The organism is Lysobacter antibioticus, assembly GCF_001442535.1.
GTDB classification, from domain to species: Bacteria; Pseudomonadota; Gammaproteobacteria; order Xanthomonadales; family Xanthomonadaceae; genus Lysobacter; species Lysobacter antibioticus.
The window spans coordinates 2,497,378-2,514,627 of the sequence record NZ_CP013141.1 but is presented as its reverse complement, the minus strand read 5'-3'; the positions used below and the strand labels follow the sequence as shown (position 1 = coordinate 2,514,627).

The 17,250-nt window shown below is 67.1% G+C and carries 12 protein-coding genes; 7 read left to right on the top strand and 5 right to left on the bottom strand.

Translation table 11 applies throughout. From position 1 onward, the window contains the following. From GLA29479_RS10185 to GLA29479_RS10175, 3 genes are read right to left on the bottom strand one after another with little or no spacing between them, the layout of a single operon-like run. Positions 1-735 carry an ABC transporter ATP-binding protein gene (locus tag GLA29479_RS10185; protein WP_031371135.1) on the bottom strand — a complete coding sequence of 245 codons (735 nt, stop codon included), beginning with the start codon at positions 733-735 and terminating at the stop codon, positions 1-3. Between the two features lie 25 nt (positions 736-760). After that, positions 761-982, bottom strand: a complete 222-nt coding sequence (locus GLA29479_RS10180; RefSeq protein WP_144436444.1) for a hypothetical protein — start codon at positions 980-982, stop codon at positions 761-763. A 2-nt stretch (positions 983-984) separates the two neighbouring features. Beyond that, on the bottom strand, positions 985-2,268 hold the full coding sequence (locus GLA29479_RS10175) for an efflux RND transporter periplasmic adaptor subunit (protein ID WP_057971506.1): 1,284 nt from the start codon (positions 2,266-2,268) through the stop codon (positions 985-987). A gap of 187 nt (positions 2,269-2,455) precedes the next feature. On the opposite strand from GLA29479_RS10175, the gene glmS reads away from it, so the two are divergent. Continuing rightward, positions 2,456-4,288, top strand: a complete 1,833-nt coding sequence (gene glmS / locus GLA29479_RS10170) for a glutamine--fructose-6-phosphate transaminase (isomerizing) (protein ID WP_057919198.1) — start codon at positions 2,456-2,458, stop codon at positions 4,286-4,288. Between the two features lie 246 nt (positions 4,289-4,534). After that, positions 4,535-5,914 carry an aspartate aminotransferase family protein gene (locus tag GLA29479_RS10165; RefSeq protein ID WP_057971505.1) on the top strand — a complete coding sequence of 460 codons (1,380 nt, stop codon included), beginning with the start codon at positions 4,535-4,537 and terminating at the stop codon, positions 5,912-5,914. Between the two features lie 128 nt (positions 5,915-6,042). Here GLA29479_RS10165 and GLA29479_RS10160 read toward each other — a convergent pair whose 3' ends face one another. Continuing rightward, the gene (locus GLA29479_RS10160; protein ID WP_057971504.1) at positions 6,043-7,353 is read right to left on the bottom strand and encodes an iron-containing redox enzyme family protein; all 1,311 of its coding nucleotides are present in this window, start codon (positions 7,351-7,353) and stop codon (positions 6,043-6,045) included. A gap of 715 nt (positions 7,354-8,068) precedes the next feature. Here GLA29479_RS10160 and GLA29479_RS10155 point away from each other — a divergent pair. The 4 genes from GLA29479_RS10155 to GLA29479_RS10140 all read left to right on the top strand — a co-directional run bounded on the left by GLA29479_RS10155 (position 8,069) and on the right by GLA29479_RS10140 (position 14,567). Further along, entirely contained in the window at positions 8,069-9,259 is a 1,191-nt protein-coding gene (locus tag GLA29479_RS10155) for a S1 family peptidase (RefSeq protein ID WP_169795640.1), read from the top strand. A gap of 344 nt (positions 9,260-9,603) precedes the next feature. Next, a complete protein-coding gene (locus tag GLA29479_RS10150) occupies positions 9,604-12,039 on the top strand; it encodes a hypothetical protein (RefSeq protein ID WP_057971503.1) in 2,436 nt (811 codons plus the stop codon). 33 nt (positions 12,040-12,072) lie between these two features. After that, a complete protein-coding gene (locus GLA29479_RS10145; RefSeq protein WP_144436442.1) occupies positions 12,073-13,887 on the top strand; it encodes a hypothetical protein in 1,815 nt (604 codons plus the stop codon). Beyond that, entirely contained in the window at positions 13,884-14,567 is a 684-nt protein-coding gene (locus GLA29479_RS10140; RefSeq protein WP_057971501.1) for a hypothetical protein, read from the top strand. Before GLA29479_RS10145 ends, GLA29479_RS10140 begins: the two co-directional genes overlap by 4 nt. On the opposite strand, the gene GLA29479_RS24455 is transcribed toward GLA29479_RS10140, so the two are convergent. Beyond that, positions 14,564-14,893 (bottom strand): hypothetical protein, encoded by a 330-nt coding sequence (locus GLA29479_RS24455; RefSeq protein ID WP_144436441.1) that lies wholly within the window; start codon positions 14,891-14,893, stop codon positions 14,564-14,566. The two genes, GLA29479_RS10140 and GLA29479_RS24455, sit on opposite strands and share 4 nt — an antisense overlap. Before the next feature lie 132 nt (positions 14,894-15,025). Here GLA29479_RS24455 and GLA29479_RS10135 point away from each other — a divergent pair, with 132 nt between their 5' ends. Further along, complete coding sequence (locus GLA29479_RS10135; protein ID WP_057971500.1) at positions 15,026-17,182, top strand: hypothetical protein; 2,157 nt, start codon at positions 15,026-15,028, stop codon at positions 17,180-17,182. The last annotated feature ends 68 nt before the right edge of the window (positions 17,183-17,250 follow it).

The window sequence follows — 17,250 nt, the reverse complement described above, 5'->3', positions numbered from 1 at the left end:
TCAGGCGAGGGTGGCGTCGGCATCGACGGAGGCCGTCGGCATCGGGGCGCGGATCAGGCTCGGCTCGGCCTTCAGGTCGGTGGCCATGCCGTCGACGATGTGGACGTTGCGCTGCGCGCGCGCGGCGAGTTCGGGGTCGTGGGTGACCATGATGATGGTCGTGCCCTGAGCGTTGATCTCTTCCAGCAACTCCATCACCCCGCGTGCCATCTGCGAGTCGAGGTTGCCGGTGGGTTCGTCGGCGAGCAGCAGGCGCGGCGTGCCGGCGAGCGCGCGGGCGATCGCCGCGCGCTGTTGCTGGCCGCCGGACAGCTCGGCCGGATAGTGCTTCATGCGCGAGCCCAGGCCGACCTGGGTCAGGGCCTGTTCGATGCGCTGGCGCCGCTCGGCGGCCGGCATCCGCCGATAGCGCAGCGGCACGTCGCAGTTGTCGAACAGGTTGAGGTCGGGAATCAGGTTGAAGCTTTGGAAGATGAAGCCGATCTTCTGGTTGCGCAGGCGCGAACGCGCATCGTCGGACAGGCCGCGCACGTCTTCGCCGTCGAGCCGGTACTCGCCGCCGCTGAAGGTCTCCAGCAGGCCGGCGATGTTGAGGAAGGTGGTCTTGCCCGAGCCCGAGGGGCCGGTCACCGCGACGAATTCGCCGTCGCGTACGTGCAGGTCCAGCGAACGCAGGGCGTGGGTTTCGACGAGTTCGGTGCGGTAGACCTTGGTGACCTGGCGCATGTCGAGCATGACGTGTTTCCTTTGGCGGTGGGCTTCAGCGGATCGCGAACATCGGCAGCGCGCACGCGGCCAGGTAACGATGGATGCGGATCGGGCGGCGCGATGCGGCTTGGTTGGCGCAGCGCGCGTCGCCGGCATCGCGGGCCTGATCGAAATCGATCAGCTGGTGCAGGCGCAGCGGCACGGCGTCGGTCAGCTCTTGCGAGCTCCACTGCGGGGCGAACGGGAAGTCGGTGGCGTGGTGTTGGGTTTGCATGATCATTCTCCACTGATGCGGACGGTTTCGGCGTTTTCGAACTGGTCGCTGCCGGAGACGACGACACGCTCGCCCGGTTGCAGACCTTCGAGAATTTCCACGGCGTTGAGGCTGCTCACGCCGGTACGGATGGGGCGGCGGGTGGCGACGCCGTTGGCGACGACATAGGCGGCGTTGCCGCCGGCTTGCTCCAGGAACGGGCCGCGCTCGACCATCAGCGCGTTGCGGCGGGTGTCCAGGACGATGCGCGCGCTCAGGCGCTGGCTCTGGCGCAAGCCCGGCGGCTGCTTGCCGGTGAAACGCAGGCGGCTGACGACTTCGCCGTTGACGACTTCGGGCGAAACCGCGGAGATCTGCGCCGCGAACGGTTGGCCGTTGCCGCTGGTGACCTGTGCCGGAATGCCGATCGCCAGGTCGCGGGCGAAACTTTCCGGCACCTTGATCTCGACTTCGAACACGCTCAGGTCGACCACGCTCAGCACCGGGTCGTTGATCGCGACGTTGGCGCGCTGGGCGACCTGGACCTGGCCGACCTGGCCGTCGAACGGCGCGCGCAGGGTCAGCGCTTCGACCTGGCGCTGCGCCTCGACCGCGATCGCGCGCTGGCGATCGGCGAGCAGGCGCTTGTTGCGGGTGTCCAACGCCGCGCTGCGGCCCTGGCGGCCGAGATCGCCCTGGGCATGGCTCAGGCCGATGTCGGACTTTTTCAGATCGTCCTGGGCCTTGGCGACGTCGACCTTGGCCACCGCGCCGCCTTCGAAGGCGCGCTGGTAGCGTTCCAGGTCGCGCAGCGCGGCGACGCGGGCGATCTGCGCCTGGTCGAGTTCCTTGCGCGCGGTCGAACGCGCCAGTTCGGCGTCGAGTTCGGCGCGGCTGGCCTCGGCTTCCAGGCTGGCCAGGGTGGCCTGTTCCTGGGCGAGCTTGCTGCGCAGCTCCGGGCTGTCGATCTCGGCCAGCACCTGGCCTTTGCGGACCACGTCGCCGGCGACCACCTTGAGGTCGACCGAACCGCCGGCGATCGCATACAGGATCGGGCTGTTGGCGGCGATCACCCGTCCGTCGGCGGCGATGTCGCGGACCAGTTCGCCGCGCTTGACCTCGGCGATGCGCAAACGCTCGGCGTCGACCGAACGGCCACCCGCGCTCCAGCCCGACAGCAGCCACGCGCCCGCGCCCAGGGCGAGCACACCGACGCCGGCGCCGAGCGCCCAGCGGCGACGGTGCCGACCCTGCACGGTGGCGGTGGCGACTCGGTGGTCCTGCGCAGAAGTGTCGCGGATGCTCATTTCGGTGGGACTCGGGCTTGGCGGTTTATCCATAACCCAAGCACAACGCGTGCCAATCGCAAGCTGTTGATTTTTAAGGGCGGACGCCACTGTCCGGGTGTCCGCTCGGACGGACAGTGTGTCCGCCGGACGTGTCCGTCATGGGGCGCGGATAGAATGCGGACATCCCCCAAGGAGTTGCCCCAGCATGTGCGGAATCGTAGGTGCGATCGCGGATCGTGACGTGGTACCGGTTTTGATCGATGGCTTGAAGCGACTGGAATACCGTGGCTATGACTCGGCCGGCATCGCCGTGTTCGACGGCGCCGACCTGCGCCGCGTGCGCCGGACCGGCCGCGTCGGCGAAATGGAAGCGGCCGCCCAGGCCGAAGGCTTCAACGCCTCGGTGGGCATCGGTCACACCCGTTGGGCGACCCACGGCGGCGTCACCGAAGCCAATGCGCATCCGCACATCAGCTTCGGCGAACTGGCCGTGGTCCATAACGGCATCATCGAAAACCACGACGAGCAGCGCGAGCGTTTGCGCGCGGCCGGCTACAGCTTCGAGTCGCAGACCGACACCGAAGTCATCGCCCATCTGATCCACTTCCACCAGTCGCAAGGGGGCGACTTGTTGGCGGCGGTGCAGAATGCGGTGCGCGAGCTGGTAGGCGCCTATGCCATCGCCGTGGTCAGCAAGCGCGAACCCGATCGCATGATCGCCGCGCGCATGGGCTGCCCGCTGCTGATCGGCCTGGGCGAAGGCGAGAACTTCGTCGCCAGCGACGTTTCGGCGATCCTGCAGGCTACGCGCCGGGTGATCTTCCTGGAAGAAGGCGACACCGCCGACATCACCCGCGCCCAGGTGCGGGTGTTCGAGGGCAACGGCGCCGCGATCGAGCGCGAGGTGCACGTTTCCGACGTGTCGCTGGCCTCGCTGGAACTCGGCCCGTACCGCCACTTCATGCAGAAGGAAATCCACGAACAGCCGCGCGCCATCGCCGACACCATCGAAGCGGTGATGGACGACGGCAAGTTCTCGCCGGAGTTGTTCGGCGCCCAGGCCGAATCGGTGTTCGCCGGCGTCGAGGGCGTGCAGATCCTCGCCTGCGGCACCAGCTATTACGCCGGCATGACCGCGCGCTACTGGATCGAAGCCATCGCCGGCCTGCCGTGCCAGGTCGAGATCGCCAGCGAATACCGCTACCGCGCCGCGGTCGCCAATCCCAAGCAACTCATCGTGACGATTTCGCAGTCCGGCGAAACCCTCGACACGATGGAGGCGCTGAAGTACGCCAAGTCGCTCGGCCACGACAAGACCCTGTCGATCTGCAACGTGCCGGAAAGCGCGATCCCGCGCGCGAGCCAACTGGTGTACTACACGCGCGCCGGCGCCGAGATCGGCGTGGCCTCGACCAAGGCCTTCACCACTCAGTTGGTGGCGCTGTTCATCCTCACCGCGACCCTGGCCAAGCAGCACGGCAAGCTCTCGGCCGAGCAGGAAGCCGAGTTCATCGATGCCCTGCGCCATCTGCCGGGCAGCATCCAGCACGCGCTCAACCTGGAACCGCAGATCACCGCCTGGGCCGACCGCTTCGCGCCGAAGCAGCACGCGCTGTTCCTCGGCCGCGGCGTGCATTACCCGATCGCCCTGGAAGGCGCGCTCAAGCTCAAGGAAATTTCCTACATCCACGCCGAGGCCTATCCGGCCGGCGAGCTCAAGCACGGCCCGCTGGCGCTGGTCGATGCCGACATGCCGGTGGTGGTGATCGCGCCGAAGGACAGCCTGTTGGAGAAGGTGAAGTCCAACATCCAGGAAGTGCGCGCGCGCGGCGGCGAGATGTTCGTGTTCGCCGACCTCGACAGCCACTTCGGCGAATCCGAGGCGGTGCACGTGATCCGCACCCCGCGCCACGTCGGCGTGCTGTCGCCGGTGGTGCACGCGATCCCGGTGCAGTTGCTCGCCTACCACGCCGCCCTCGCGCGCGGCACCGACGTCGACAAGCCGCGCAACCTGGCCAAGGCGGTCACCGTCGAATAAGCGCGCAGCGTCGTCGCGCAGCGCCCGGGGCCGCCTGGGCGCTGCGTCTCGTCGCGGGCCGGGCGCGTGCTGCGGTTGGGGGTGACGCGAGTTGGCGGAGGAGGCTTTCCCCGGCTGCAGGAAGCTGTTGAAGTAGCGAGGCACCGCGCGGCACGAGCCGTGCCGGGCGCCGGCGCAGGGCAGCGGTCGCCGGGCGATGCGAACTCAACCGGGCATTGCCCGTGCCTCATCGGAGTCGACACCAAGATGACCGATACCCCGATCCAGAGCGAACAGACGGCGGTTACCGCAGCGGCGTCCGCGGCCTACCGGAACGACCGCGCCCATGTCGTGCATTCGTGGTCGGCGCAAGCCTCCCTGGACCCGGTGGTGGTCGCCGGCGGCAGTGGTTCGCGCTTCTGGGACGAGAGCGGCCGGACCTGGCTGGATTTCTCCAGCCAGTTGGTCAACGTCAATCTCGGCCATCAGCACCCCAAGCTGGTCGCCGCGATCCAGGCGCAGGCCGAGCGCCTGTGCACGCTCGCCCCCTATCATGCGAACGAAGCCACGGCCGAAGCGGCGCGGTTGATCGCGCAAGCGGCGCCCGGCGATCTCGACAAGGTGTTCTTCACCAGCGGTGGCGCCGAAGCGGTGGAGAACGCGGTGCGCGTCGCCCGGCATCACACCGGCCGCGTCAAGGTCCTGTCGGCGTATCGTAGCTATCACGGCGCGACCGCCGGGGCGATATCGCTGACCGGCGATCCGCGCCGATGGGGCGCCGAACCCGGCATGCCCGGGACGGTCAAGTTCTGGGGGCCGTACGCGTATCGCTCGGCCTTCCATTCCGACTCCGAGGCGCAGGAATGCGAACGGGCGCTGGCGCACCTGGCCGATGTACTCATGGTCGAGGGTCCGCATACCGTGGCGGCCATCGTGTTGGAGTCGGTGGTCGGCGGCAACGGCGTCCTGGTTCCGCCGGACGGTTACCTGCGCGGCGTGCGCGAGCTGTGCGACCGGCACGGCATCGTCATGGTGGCCGACGAAGTCATGGTGGGATTCGGGCGCTGCGGCGAGTGGTTCGCGATCGATCGCTGGGGCGTGGTCCCGGACCTGATCACGTTCGCCAAGGGCGTCAACTGCGGTTATGTCCCCCTCGGCGGAGTGATCATCAGCGAGCGCATCGCCCAGACCTTCGCTCACCGCGTCTTCCCGGGAGGCCTGACCTATTCGGGCCATCCCTTGGCCTGCGCGGCCGCCGTCGCCTGCCTGAACGTGTATCGGGAAGAAGGCCTCATCGAGCGCGTTCGCCGCCTCGGCGAGGAGCTGGTGCGGCCCGCGTTGGAACAACTCAAGAGCCGGCATCCGTCGATCGGCGAGGTGCGGGGTCTCGGCATGTTCTGGGCCTTAGAACTGGTACGCGATTCGGCCAGCCGCGAACCGCTGGTTCCGTACAACGCGACCGGCGCCGACAACCGGCCCATGGCCGAGTTCGCGGCGGCGTGCAAGGACAGGGGGTTGTGGCCGTTTGTCCATTTCAACCGGGTCCACATCGCTCCGCCGCTCAACATCAGCCAAGCCGATCTGCGGACTGGGTTGGACATCATCGACGAGGCCTTGAACGTCGCCGACCGTTATCTGGTCCAGTAGCCGGGCGTCCGTCGAACGCCAATCGAGCGCCAGCCGAGTCACTGCGCGCTTCGTGCAGCGCCCGAACCAAAAGCATCCTGCCGCAGTGGAAGGAAACCCGGGGATACCGGGCTTCCTTCCAGGCCGCATCAGGCGGTGGCCGCTTTTTCCACCAGCGCATCCAGGCCGAAGATGTCGCGGGTGCTGTTGGAGAAGATCACCGAGAACACCTCGTCATGGTTGCGGAAGGCCTTGAACTCGAGCGAGTTGCCGCTCGGGTCGCTCAGGAACATGGTCGCGTGCTCGCCGGGCAGGTCGCGCATGCGTACGTGCGGCGGATCGATGAAGGCATGCCCCCGCGACTTGATGCGGTCGGCCAACGAACTCCAGTCCTTCCAGTCGAGGTTCACGCCGAAGTGCGGTACCCGCACGGTCTCGCCGTAGAACGCAGACCCGAACGAGGCGTCGGCGCCCTCGCTGCCGCCGGGTGTCTGGTGAATGACCAGATGATGCCCGTAGAAGTCGAGGTCGATCAGGTTCCTGGTCGACCGGCCCTGTTTCGCGCCGAGCACATCGCAATAGAACTGGCGGGCTTGTTCCAGGTCGTGCACGCCGATGGCCAGATGGAACTGACGGATGGCCCCGCCGCCGTGGTCGCCGGCCGGCTTCAAGACGATTTCGCCGACCGCGGCGCGTTCGGCGGCGTCATCGCCGCCGGGCCTCGTCGCTGCGTCCTGGATGTTCTGCCAGAACGAGGTCCAGGCGGTCATGCTGTCGCAGAAACCGTCCTGCAGCGCCTCGACGCTGCCGCTGTCCATGGACGCGATCTCCTCGCTGATGAGCTTGCGCAGGCTCTCGCGATGGGCGATGTCGTGTTCGCCGACGTGCAGCTCCCAGAACTTCCAGGCGATCGTGTCCTTGCGCTGTTGGATGTAGGGATTGCGCAGCAAATGCTGGTATAGGCGGGCGAGATAGATCTGGCATACGCACTCGCCGCCCATGCCGCGCAAGCCGATGCCGTAGGCCGTGCTGTAGGCGGGGTCCATCAGGTTGGAACGGGCCTTGTCCAACAATGCGATGTTGCCGGCCAGCGCCATGCTGTCCAGCGGCGGGTGGGCGATCCCGAGGCTGCTCAGGAAGTCGTCGTACAACTCTGGATGCGCTTGGGTGTGGTCGCCTTCGCCCAACTCGTCGAGGAGAATGTCGGCAAGGAAACTGCGCATCCGCCCGGGCCGCAGTCTGGCGATCAACAGCGCGATATCGGTGATGTAATAGACGGTGAAGTAACGGTACTGCGCCAGCAACGAGAACAGGCGCTCCGGGCTGGCGGTTTCGACGAAGGAGAACATGTCCTTAGCTTGTTCGACGGTCGTATTCTGCAGATCGTCGGCGAGTTTCCAGAACTGGTCGATGTCGACGACTTTGTTGGAGCACGGCTGCGGTGGCGAAACAGTCTTCATCTTGTGGTCCGTCCTGTGATGACGAGAATGGATGACTTGGATGCCCAGGCCGCGGTCGATCCCCGTGTTCGCCGTGGCCCGCTCGATCGAGTGCCTGCGGCGTGGGGCCGCCGTGCACGTGCGTTGTTTCGATAGCCTTCGCCTGCGACACAAGGCCACTCGTGATCGCGATACAGGTCACACGATGGGCCGGAACTGATGCGCGGCCAGTCACGTTATCAAGGCATCGCAGCACGTTTTGCGACGCCGGGAGCGTTCGACGAGAACGCAGAAAATCGGTCGAACGGCTGCGGTGACGGAAGTCTCCGGCACCGGACGCGTCGTCTATCGAAGCCTCAGCCTGTCGCAGCCGCCGCGACTGGCGCCGCCGCCCGCTGTCGGATGAGCTGAACAGGGCGATGGGTTTCGACGCGGCGTTCGACCCGGTCGAAGCCGCGCCGGTCGCAACGCAGCCGCGATCGCTGCGCCACGCACAGGCTTCGGATGAGCGCGCGCAGCGCGATGCGGGACCTGCGTCTGCAACGCTGCAGCGCAGCGGCGTTCGCTGGGTTTGTGATGCGGTGGCGAATGCCGCTGTGACCTGCGCAACTGCATCGTTCGCGCGGATGGGGTTAGCTGGACGCGTCCGTCGAATGTACTCATCCGACGACATTCGCGACGGACCGCGACCGCGCCAGAGCGCGCGGCTGGATGTTTCAAACCAAAGGAGATGGGTATGTCGATCGTTCGAGACTGGCTGGACCGGACCGGTGCCAGCGTTGTTGTTTCGACCTTGCTCTGCGGCGTCGCGTTCGCTGCCGGAGCATCGGAGATGAAGGTCAATCCGGCGATGCTGAGCGCCGCTCAGCGCGATCTGGGGCTGTCCGCGACGCAGGCCACCCGCTGGCTGCAACTTCAAGGCGATGCGCCGGCGAAGGCGGCGCTTGCGCAGCAGCGCCTGGGCGCGCGTTACGCAGGCAGTTGGATCGAGCGAGGGGCGGACGATGAGGTGCGCTTGATCGTCGCCTCGTCCGATCCGCGCGCCCAGCTCGCGCTTGAGGGCGTGCAACTGCGCAAGGTGCGTTACAGCCTGGTCGAGCTGGAAGCGGCGAAAGCGCGGCTGGATCGCAGTGCGCGGGCGCGGGTGTCCGGCATCAGCCGGCCGCTCGACGGCGTGCATGCCTGGCATGTCGATCCGGCCAGTAACTCGGTGCTGATCAGCGTGGCGCCGGAGCGGATGGAGCGTGCGATCGATTTCGCCGCAGCCAGCGGCGCCGCCAGCGGTCTGCTGCGTTTCACGGCCATGGAAGGCGCGCCGCAAGCGACTGCGGCGGTCTACACCGGCCGCGCCTACCAGAAGAACGGCGCGCCTTCCTGTTCGGTCGGTTTTTCGGTGCGACAAGGCGCGACCAAGGGCTTCGTCACCGCTGGCCATTGCGGCACGGTCGGCGAATCGATCTGGCTCGATGGCGCGCCTGCCGGTTACATCGCGGCGTCGGAGTATCCGGTGGCCGACCGGGCCTGGGTGGCCCTTGGCGCTCAGCACGACGTGTTGCCGTGGGTAAGCAACTACGCTGGCGCGTATTTCTACGTGCGCGGCAGTAACGAGGCCCACTACAGCGCGATCGTCTGCCGCTCGGGTTGGAAGACCGGTTATCAGTGCGGCTACGTCATCGCCAAGAACGTCAGCGTGAACGTCGCGGGCGGCGGCATGGTCTATGGCCTGACCCAGACCAATGCCTGCGCCGGTTTCGGCGACTCCGGCGGCGGTTGGATCGATGTGTACGAACACGCGCAGGGCGTGACCTCCGCAGCCAACATCCTTCCCGGCGCGGAGCACAATTGCGGCCAGTTCATGGCGGCGACCTGGTTCCAGCCGGTGAATCCGATTCTCGAGCAGTACGGGCTCAGCCTGGTCACGCTGTAAGCGGTATTCGTAGTCCGCCGCCGCATGACGCGCGCGGCGGCATCGTCGCAAGTCGTCGCAAGTCGCGACAGAAAACGGGAACGCCTGGCGTTCCCGTTTTTTTGCGCCTGCATCCGTATCGCTGCGCCGATCGCCCATCGGCTTCGCGTCGCCAGGTGCGTCGCAGGTGCTGAATGCGCGGCGCGCCGAATCCGTTTCATCCATGCAACGTCCTGCGCCGCGCGGGCGCCGCGTTGTATTGCAGGTGATGGGCGCCATGGGCGCACTCGAACGATACCCAGGACCCGACGAGGCCGGACCGCCTCGCCGGACAGCGTTCCGACGCTGACTTCAAGGAGAACCGCATGCCCCCGGGCCGTCTGCTCAATCTCAACCAGATCGTCGCCGGCGTGCGTCCGGCCGTCGCGGTCGCCCCCGCCAAGCCCATCAAGATCGCCATGCCCGTCGCGGCGCCGGTGGCCGCGCCCGTCGCCGCGCCCGCGGTGGTCGCGCCCGCAGCGGTTGCGGAGGTCGTCGCGCGTCCCGCGGTGATGCCGGCGATGCGGATCAACCCGGCGATGCTGCGCGCGCAGCCGGCGATCATCGCCCAGCTCGAAGGCCGGACGGTGCGACCGCGCTTGAACGATTTGCGTCCGGGCCTGTTTCCGATCAAGGCCGATGCCGGTTTCGTGCGTTCGCAGTCGCCGCATCCGATCAGCCCGAGCGCAACGCCCGACGACCGCTGCCTGTTCGAGGACCCGCATAACCCGCAGCAGCGCTATTGGCTGCCGCGCTACCGCGTGCGCAACGAAGGCGGCCGCTACGAGATCAAGGTGGCGCAGGCCCAGGACGGCCTGTGGGCGGTCAGCGTGGCGATGGAAACCTATCCGGCCGCCGAGATCGGCGATGCCGCGCGCAGTGCGCAGATGCTGCCGGTCGCGCGCAGCGCGGTGATCAGCTACCGCGCCGCCGGCACCGCGATCGAGCAACGCCTCCCGGTCGGCGAGCTGGTCGAGGACCCGCGCGGCGGCTGTGTGGCGATGCTGCGCCTGAGCCTGGCCGAACGCGATGCGTTGTTGCGCGCCTTCATGTCGAGCGAGTCGCAGGCGCGCCTGCTGGTCTCGCGCGGCTACACCGTGGCGGTGCCGTTGCCGGCCAGCCCGGCGCCGGATGCGCCCAAGCGCCAGTTGATGATGATCAAGGGCCAGATGCTGCTGTCGCGGGCGCCGCAGGCGAGCGTGTCGGCGGCGGCCTTGTCGCGTGCTTCGACGGCGAGTCTGCGGGTAGCGCCGAGCGCGACGCCGGCGACGACGGTCAAGCCGGCCATGATGCGGCCGGCGATGATGGCGCGCGGCGCGGCGATGCCGGGCATGCGCATGCACATCAAGCGCCGCGGTTTCGACGGCGAGCCGATCATCGTCCAGCCCGAGCCGGAGCCGCTACCGCAACCCGAGCCGCAACCCGAGCCGGCGCCGGAGCCGCGCTACGAGGTTTCCAACCAGTCGCAGGACTGGGCGATCCCGTTGTTCTTCGAGCCGCTGCTGCATCCCTATCTGTATCCGTCCGGCGCCCAGCCCGGCCCGGCGGCGCCGCGTTGGGTGGTGCATTCCCTGCGCTATCCGGCCGGCGGCGGCCGCAGCCATGCCTATTTCCAGGACATGAGCGACCCGGCGCGCATCTATTACCTGCCCGACGCCTTCAAGCTCGCCCGCCGCAGCGAAGCGCCGCATGCGCCGTCGCTGGCGTTCCGCATCGACCAGGGCGCGGACGCCGACGACGCCAAGGTCGACCTGACCTGCGAAGTACGCCCGGTGACCGACGGCGAGCGCCTGCTCGCCGCGCGCCGCGAACTGGCGAGCAAGGTACCGGCCAGCGCCGACAACCCGCAGCGCGAGTTCGACCTGCGCCTGCTGCGCGCCAGCTCGACCCTGCAGTTGGCGCTGATGCGCGACGGCGCGATCCGCTTCGAGACGGTGCCGGCGGCGATCGACTGGGACAACGGCTTCACCGTCAACGAGCGTTTCGAGTTCGACGACTTCCAGGAAGTGTTCGCGGTGCTGATGTCGCTGTCGAACTCCAACCTGTTGCAAGGCAGCGTGGTGGTGTCGACCGGCATCAACGAGAACGTGATGGTGCCGGTCAAGCTCAACTTCGCCGACATGGAAGGCGAGCTGTTCCAGTCGATCGAAACCCCCGACCCGAACACCGGCGCGGTGGCGGTGCGCTTGCTCAACGCCACCGAGAGCAAGCTGCGCATCGCCCGCCTGCCGACCTGGATCACGCGCGGCGAAGGCCTGGTCGAAGGCCGCATCGAAGGCCTGGACTTGAGCCAGCCGGTCGAGATCGCGCCCGAGCAGGGCGTCGATTTCGTGGTCCAGCCGACCGCCGCCCTCAGCGGCACCGCGCCGGCCGATGCGATCTTCAACACCGCCTCGGTGCGCAGCATTCCCGACGGCGAGGCGATCATGAAATACACCCTGGACGAGACCATCGACCAGGAAACGGTGCGTCCGGTGCGATTGATGACCACGCCCGAGGTCTTGCTCAACGCCGGCCAGCCCGCGGGCGAGATCGCCAGCATCATCGTCGAGTTCCGCGGCAACAAGCGCGCCGTGCTCGACGCCGCCAACCTCGCCGTCGACGTCGACGTGCCGGTGCCGTTGATGGACATCCTGTTGCGCCGCGACAGCGAAGGTTTCTATGAATACCGGCAGACGGTGATGTACAAGTCGGGCCAGAGCCTGCCGAGCACGCCCTGGTGCCGCACCGACGAACCCGCCGTGCTGATCGCGGGGGCCTGAGCGATGTCGTTCTCTGGCCGCCCCGATTGGCGCATGCCGATGCAAGTCGGCGAACGCATCGCATTCGCCGCCTACGAGCGTCCCGGCGCATTCCAATTGCCGCCGGTGCTGCTCTCGGCGCACGGCGCCGGTGCGGTGCCGCCGACCACGCCAGGCATCGGCGGCGAGCCACCGATGCGACTCGACATCTTCCAGCAGGATCGCGGCAATGCCGGGCTGGAGCGCTTTTCGATCCTGTCGATCGCCTTCGCCGCCGAGTTCGGCCTCGACGAGGCGCGTCGCGCCGCCTTCGATGCCGGGCAGAACGCCGTCTTGTCGGCGCTGCCGAACGAAGGCGGCTGGTTGCGCCTGAGTGCGGTGGAGGCGTTGGATCTGCCGTCGTCGCTCGGCGAGCTGTTGCCGCTCGACAGCGCGAGCTTGGGCTCGACGGGGTTGGCGGTGCGACTGGACAGCGCCGCCACCGATCTGTTCGTCGCCGCCCTGCAGCGCGGCCTGCTCGCGGTCAACGGCCAGGCCTGGCTGCGCGTGCGCGGCGTCGCCGATCGCCTGCCGTTGACGATGAACTTCGATCCGGCCGCGTTGTTGGCGGCGGTCAGGACCCTCGGCGGCGGTACGACTACATTGGACCTGGCGCTGCTGCGGCAGCGCTTGATCGAGGCGCCGCAGAGCATGGGCCTCGGGCTGGCGGCGAATTCCGGCGATCTGCTCAAGGAGCCGCTCGCCGATGCGCTGATCGATCGCCTCGTCGTGCGCTACGCCAACCTGCTGCCGTCGCCGGCCGACGCCGCCACCGGTGTGCGCGTCGCCTTCGACGCGGCGGCGATGGCGACCGGCTCGGTGCATTGGAACCTGTCCGAGCCGGTGCTGGCGCCGCGCTTGTTCGCGGTCGAAGCCGACCCGCTCGGCCCGCTGCGCACTCTGCCGGCGGCGAGCCTGCACGACGCGGTGGTGCGCCGTCACGACGTGCGCAGCCTGAGCAGCGGCTGGCGCGCGATCACGGTGCGGCCGAACCTGCCGGAGCGGCGCATCGGCATCGTCCAGGCGCAGGTCGACGTGCAGGTGCCGGCCAAGCCGCCGGCGCGCATGTTCACGATCAAGGCCTCGGCGCGACTGGCCGCCGCGGATCGTCCGACCACCCTGGACCTGCGTCTGTCGCCGAAGGAAGAGCTCAACTACGCCTGGCAGGCCACGGCGCTGCTGCTGTCGGACGGTCGCGCCGAAACCATCAAGGGCCCGCTGCGCACTTCGAGCCGCGAGCATCTGTTGGTCGCGCCGGACGACTTCGGCCTGCGTTTCGTGCCGGTCGAGGCCGAGCCCGTGTTCGTCGAACAGGCCGACATCGAAGTCGAGTGCAAAGGCCTGCGCAAAGGCAAGCCGTGGTCGGCGCGCGCGAACCTGGACCGCGGCTCGGCGAGCTTCGCCTTCGCCATTCCGGCCGACGTCGAGCAGGCGACCATCCGCGCCAGCGCGCGTGCGCGCAGCGACGGCACCCGGCGGGCGATGGCGCCGGTCGACGCCGAGGCCTTGCGTCTGGACGCTTTCAGCTTCGAAGGCAGCGGTTCGCGCGAGCTGGCCCTGCATTGCGAATTCGACGACGACGCGCCGCAGCGGGTGATCGAGATCGCCCCGGAAGACGCCACCGACGAGCCCGCGCGACGCAGGCAAGTGAGATTCACCCGCAGCGCGCCACAGGCGCAATGGACCTGGCTGTCGCTGTCGCCGTTCCGCTCCGGCTATCGCTGGCGCTGGTCGGCGCAGTCGCCCTGGTCCGAGGTGCTGCAACCCGACACGCCGCTGCAGTTGCACAGCAGCGACGCCCCAAGGACGACGATCGGAGAACGCACATGAGTGCCGGCGATACCAAGAACGGTTACGAAGACATCCTCGGCGTGTGGGTGGCGCCGGCCGACGAAGCGGCGACCTGGCATTACCGGGCCCGCTCGCCCGGATTGGCCAGCGGTGCCGACGGTCGCCCGCAATTCGCCCTGGTAAGCGTGGGCAGCGTGGTCATGTTGGCTTTGACCAGCGCCTGGGGCGTGTCGGCGGCGACCCTGGATGCGATCCGCATCGAACTGGCCGCGCGCGCGCAACTGCCGTTGGAGCGGGTGACGCTGCGACAAGCGCCGGTGACGGTCGACGGGGCCAGCCTGATGCTCGGCGACGGCAAAGGGGCGTACGTGTCTTTGGCCGACAGCAAGTCGTCGGGCGTGCCGCCGTACCACGCCGCGTTCAACGTCATGCTCGATGGCGAGCAGGCGGCGAAGGTGCGCAAGGCACTGCTAGGCGAGCACGGTTGGATGGCGGTGCGTTACGCCGTTACCGATGCTGCGCCGATGCGGCGCAGCGCTTCGACCTACCAGACCGAATCGGTCCGGGTCGATGTGTCGTTGCGCTCGAACGACGACGAGGAGGCGATGAGCGCCGGTCGCTACCGGCAAAGCCAGGTCGAGACCGACGACGCGGGCACCGCGGTAGAAACGCAGCAGTACACGGCCGACGCCGCCGATTGGGGTCTGCCGCGCAGCTAGGGTTGCGGGTCGGTCGCCGTATTACGCGGCGGCCGGCCCGGTTTGGATCGTCTTGCGGCCGCGAGCGCGCTGAAGAAACGCCGTTCGCGGCCGCCATTCGGATCCGTCGATGACGCGCATTTGCGTCGGCGGCCGTGCCGCACGGGAAACGACGAGAGCCGCGCGCGATATCGAATCGCGTCGATGCACTTCGCCTTCGATACACCGATTCGCGTCCGCTGGCGCGCATCGATGGGGGTGCGTGCGCGCTCGAAAAGCCGCTGAAAACGGCTGAAAAGAAAGTGTGACCGTTGTCCGGTGCGAAGCGTCGTCGGCGTTTGAATCATTCGTACCGAACTACGTTGCGTCGCGAAGCGCGGTCGTTACATCGCACGGGAATGGCACGCAGGACAGTCACGGAACAGGCAGGCGCGCAACAGGAACGCGCGCATTTCAGACATCGGATAAGGAGCAGGTCCATGCTTAAGATCGACAACGTAGATACGATTCTCGGACATGTGGTCTATGGCGACGACGCCAACGACTTCACTTACTACATCATGCCGGAGGCGCCGAATTTCGCGAAGATGGCCAGCGGTGGGCTGGCGCTGCGCTTCGTCGAGTACGGCCAGATCCGCGAGGACGGCGGCAAGAAATTCGGCGGCTTCATCGCCTTCGACACCGAGTTGTCGGTGCCCGCCGATGTCCAGACCAAGATCGTCGGCGAACTGCAGAAGAAGATCGCCGAGAAGTACAAGGGCAAGACGCCGCCGAAGGTGGCAATCGCGCCGGTGACCTGGACCGACGGCACCGTCGAACTGCTGCTGACCGAAGGCGGCGCCTTGGTCGAGAAGATCCGCGGCGCCGGCAAGCCCTCGATCTACGGCAGAAACGTCGCCTCGTTCATGATCGAGCTGTCCGAGCTGGGTACGGCGATCTTCAAGGAAACCCTGAGCACCGGTTCGGCTTCGGCGGTGCAGGTCGTCTACAAGATGAAGTGCTACATGCGCCTGCCGGAAATGAAGGCCTGGGGCACCTGGAACGCCTCGGAGTTCTACCGCTTCGTGCAGGAGGTCAAGACCGAGGACAGGTTCTGGGGCCCCGACAGCTACAGCGAATCGGTCAATTCGACTCGCTGGAAGAACGACATCACCAAGAGCCACTTCGAGTTCGTGCAGGCGCCGAACCTGAGCCCGGAGGACAACGCCAAACTCGACGCCGACATCCGCGCGATCATCAACAAGCAGCTGGAAGCCGCGGTTCAGCGCAACCTGCTCAAGGAAATCGCCGAGGTCGACCCGAACGTCAAGGAACTGCAGGAAGGCCAGGACATCGAGAACATCCGCCGCAGCATCAGCAAGACCCAGATCGCCAACGTGCGGGTGGAGTGGAGCGAAGCCAAGGCGGTCATCGTCGACCGCAACCCGCAGGGCATGCTGCCGACCATCACCTCGCTGATGGACAGTAAGAACAAGCCGCTGAAGTGGGAGGACTACTACTCCAAGATCAACCTGGACGAGTTCCTCAAGACGGTGCAGGTGGTGATGCGGGTCAACGCCGACTTCGCCAATCTGCCGATCCACAGCGTCGAGGTGAAGATCAGCTATCCGCACGGAGCGAACAAGAAAGTCCAGGAGTTCACCTTCACCAAGCCCGACGACGTGGCCAAGTTCGAGGCCTTCGTTCATCAGGGCATCCGCAAGTTCAAGTACTCCTATACGGTCAATTACAAGAACAGCACCTTCAAGCATCAGTCGCCGGAAATCGAGACCGACGATACCAACCTGACGATCAGCGTCGACGACCTGGGCGTGCTCGCGCTCGACATCGGTCCCGGCGATATCGATTTCGCGCAGGTGCCGCGCACCCAGGTCACGGTGCGTTACAAGGGCGGCAAGCAGCCGGTCGAAGCCAAGTTCAACATGACCAAGGACACGCCGACCTTTCAGCTGCGCAAGATCATCGGTGCGCCCCGCACCGAGGACATCGACCTGGAGTTCCTCTACACGCTCGCCGACGGCCGCCAGGTCAAGAAGACGGCGAAGCAGCAGGCCAAGGAGTTGTTCGTCGACGATCCCTTCTCGGCGTCGAAGACCATCAGCTTCCGCGCTGCCGGCGACCTGACCGCCGAGATCGCCTCGATCACCGTCGACGCCAGCTACGCCGACAAGGCCAACAAGTACAACCAGAAGACCGTGGTCACGCTGTCCGGCGAAATGACCTCGTTCGACTGGACCTTCCCGGTCGTCGACGAGGAGTTGGGCGAGGTCAAGTACTCGGTCACCACCTTGTTCGCCGACGGCACCAGCAAGGAAGAAGCCGAGAAGGTCGCGGCGCGCTCGACCATCCTGGTCGGCAAGAAGCTCGATGCGCTGGAAGTGGCGGTGGTGCCGGACTTGCTCAACTGGGACGAGCTCAAGATGGTCAGCGTGGCCCTGTCGCACGGGCCCAAGCGCATCGACCTGCGCTTCAAGCCGGGCGACGAGGAGAAGAGTTGGAAGTTGCCGCTCAACGACGGCGACGCGCCGGAGTACAAGGCCACCGTCACCTACTTCCTCAGCGACGGCAAACGCAAGGTGGTGGGCCCGGAGACCAAGACCGACCTGACGGTCTTCCTCGAGCTTCCGGCCGCCTGATCGCGCGAGGCCCGGCCGCTCGCCGGCCGGGCCTTTGCGACAGGTCGATGCGCTATCCGCACGTTCCA

What these genes read in the sequence shown, in the direction of transcription:
- GLA29479_RS10185 (WP_031371135.1), bottom strand. Translation starts at nt 735, where the DNA reads ATGCTCGACATGCGCCAGGTCACCAAGGTCTACCGCACCGAACTCGTC.
- GLA29479_RS10180 (WP_144436444.1), bottom strand. Translation starts at nt 982, where the DNA reads ATGCAAACCCAACACCACGCCACCGACTTCCCGTTCGCCCCGCAGTGG.
- GLA29479_RS10175 (WP_057971506.1), bottom strand. Translation starts at nt 2,268, where the DNA reads ATGAGCATCCGCGACACTTCTGCGCAGGACCACCGAGTCGCCACCGCC.
- glmS (WP_057919198.1), top strand. Translation starts at nt 2,456, where the DNA reads ATGTGCGGAATCGTAGGTGCGATCGCGGATCGTGACGTGGTACCGGTT.
- GLA29479_RS10165 (WP_057971505.1), top strand. Translation starts at nt 4,535, where the DNA reads ATGACCGATACCCCGATCCAGAGCGAACAGACGGCGGTTACCGCAGCG.
- GLA29479_RS10160 (WP_057971504.1), bottom strand. Translation starts at nt 7,353, where the DNA reads ATGAAGACTGTTTCGCCACCGCAGCCGTGCTCCAACAAAGTCGTCGAC.
- GLA29479_RS10155 (WP_169795640.1), top strand. Translation starts at nt 8,069, where the DNA reads ATGTCGATCGTTCGAGACTGGCTGGACCGGACCGGTGCCAGCGTTGTT.
- GLA29479_RS10150 (WP_057971503.1), top strand. Translation starts at nt 9,604, where the DNA reads ATGCCCCCGGGCCGTCTGCTCAATCTCAACCAGATCGTCGCCGGCGTG.
- GLA29479_RS10145 (WP_144436442.1), top strand. Translation starts at nt 12,073, where the DNA reads ATGCCGATGCAAGTCGGCGAACGCATCGCATTCGCCGCCTACGAGCGT.
- GLA29479_RS10140 (WP_057971501.1), top strand. Translation starts at nt 13,884, where the DNA reads ATGAGTGCCGGCGATACCAAGAACGGTTACGAAGACATCCTCGGCGTG.
- GLA29479_RS24455 (WP_144436441.1), bottom strand. Translation starts at nt 14,893, where the DNA reads ATGATTCAAACGCCGACGACGCTTCGCACCGGACAACGGTCACACTTT.
- GLA29479_RS10135 (WP_057971500.1), top strand. Translation starts at nt 15,026, where the DNA reads ATGCTTAAGATCGACAACGTAGATACGATTCTCGGACATGTGGTCTAT.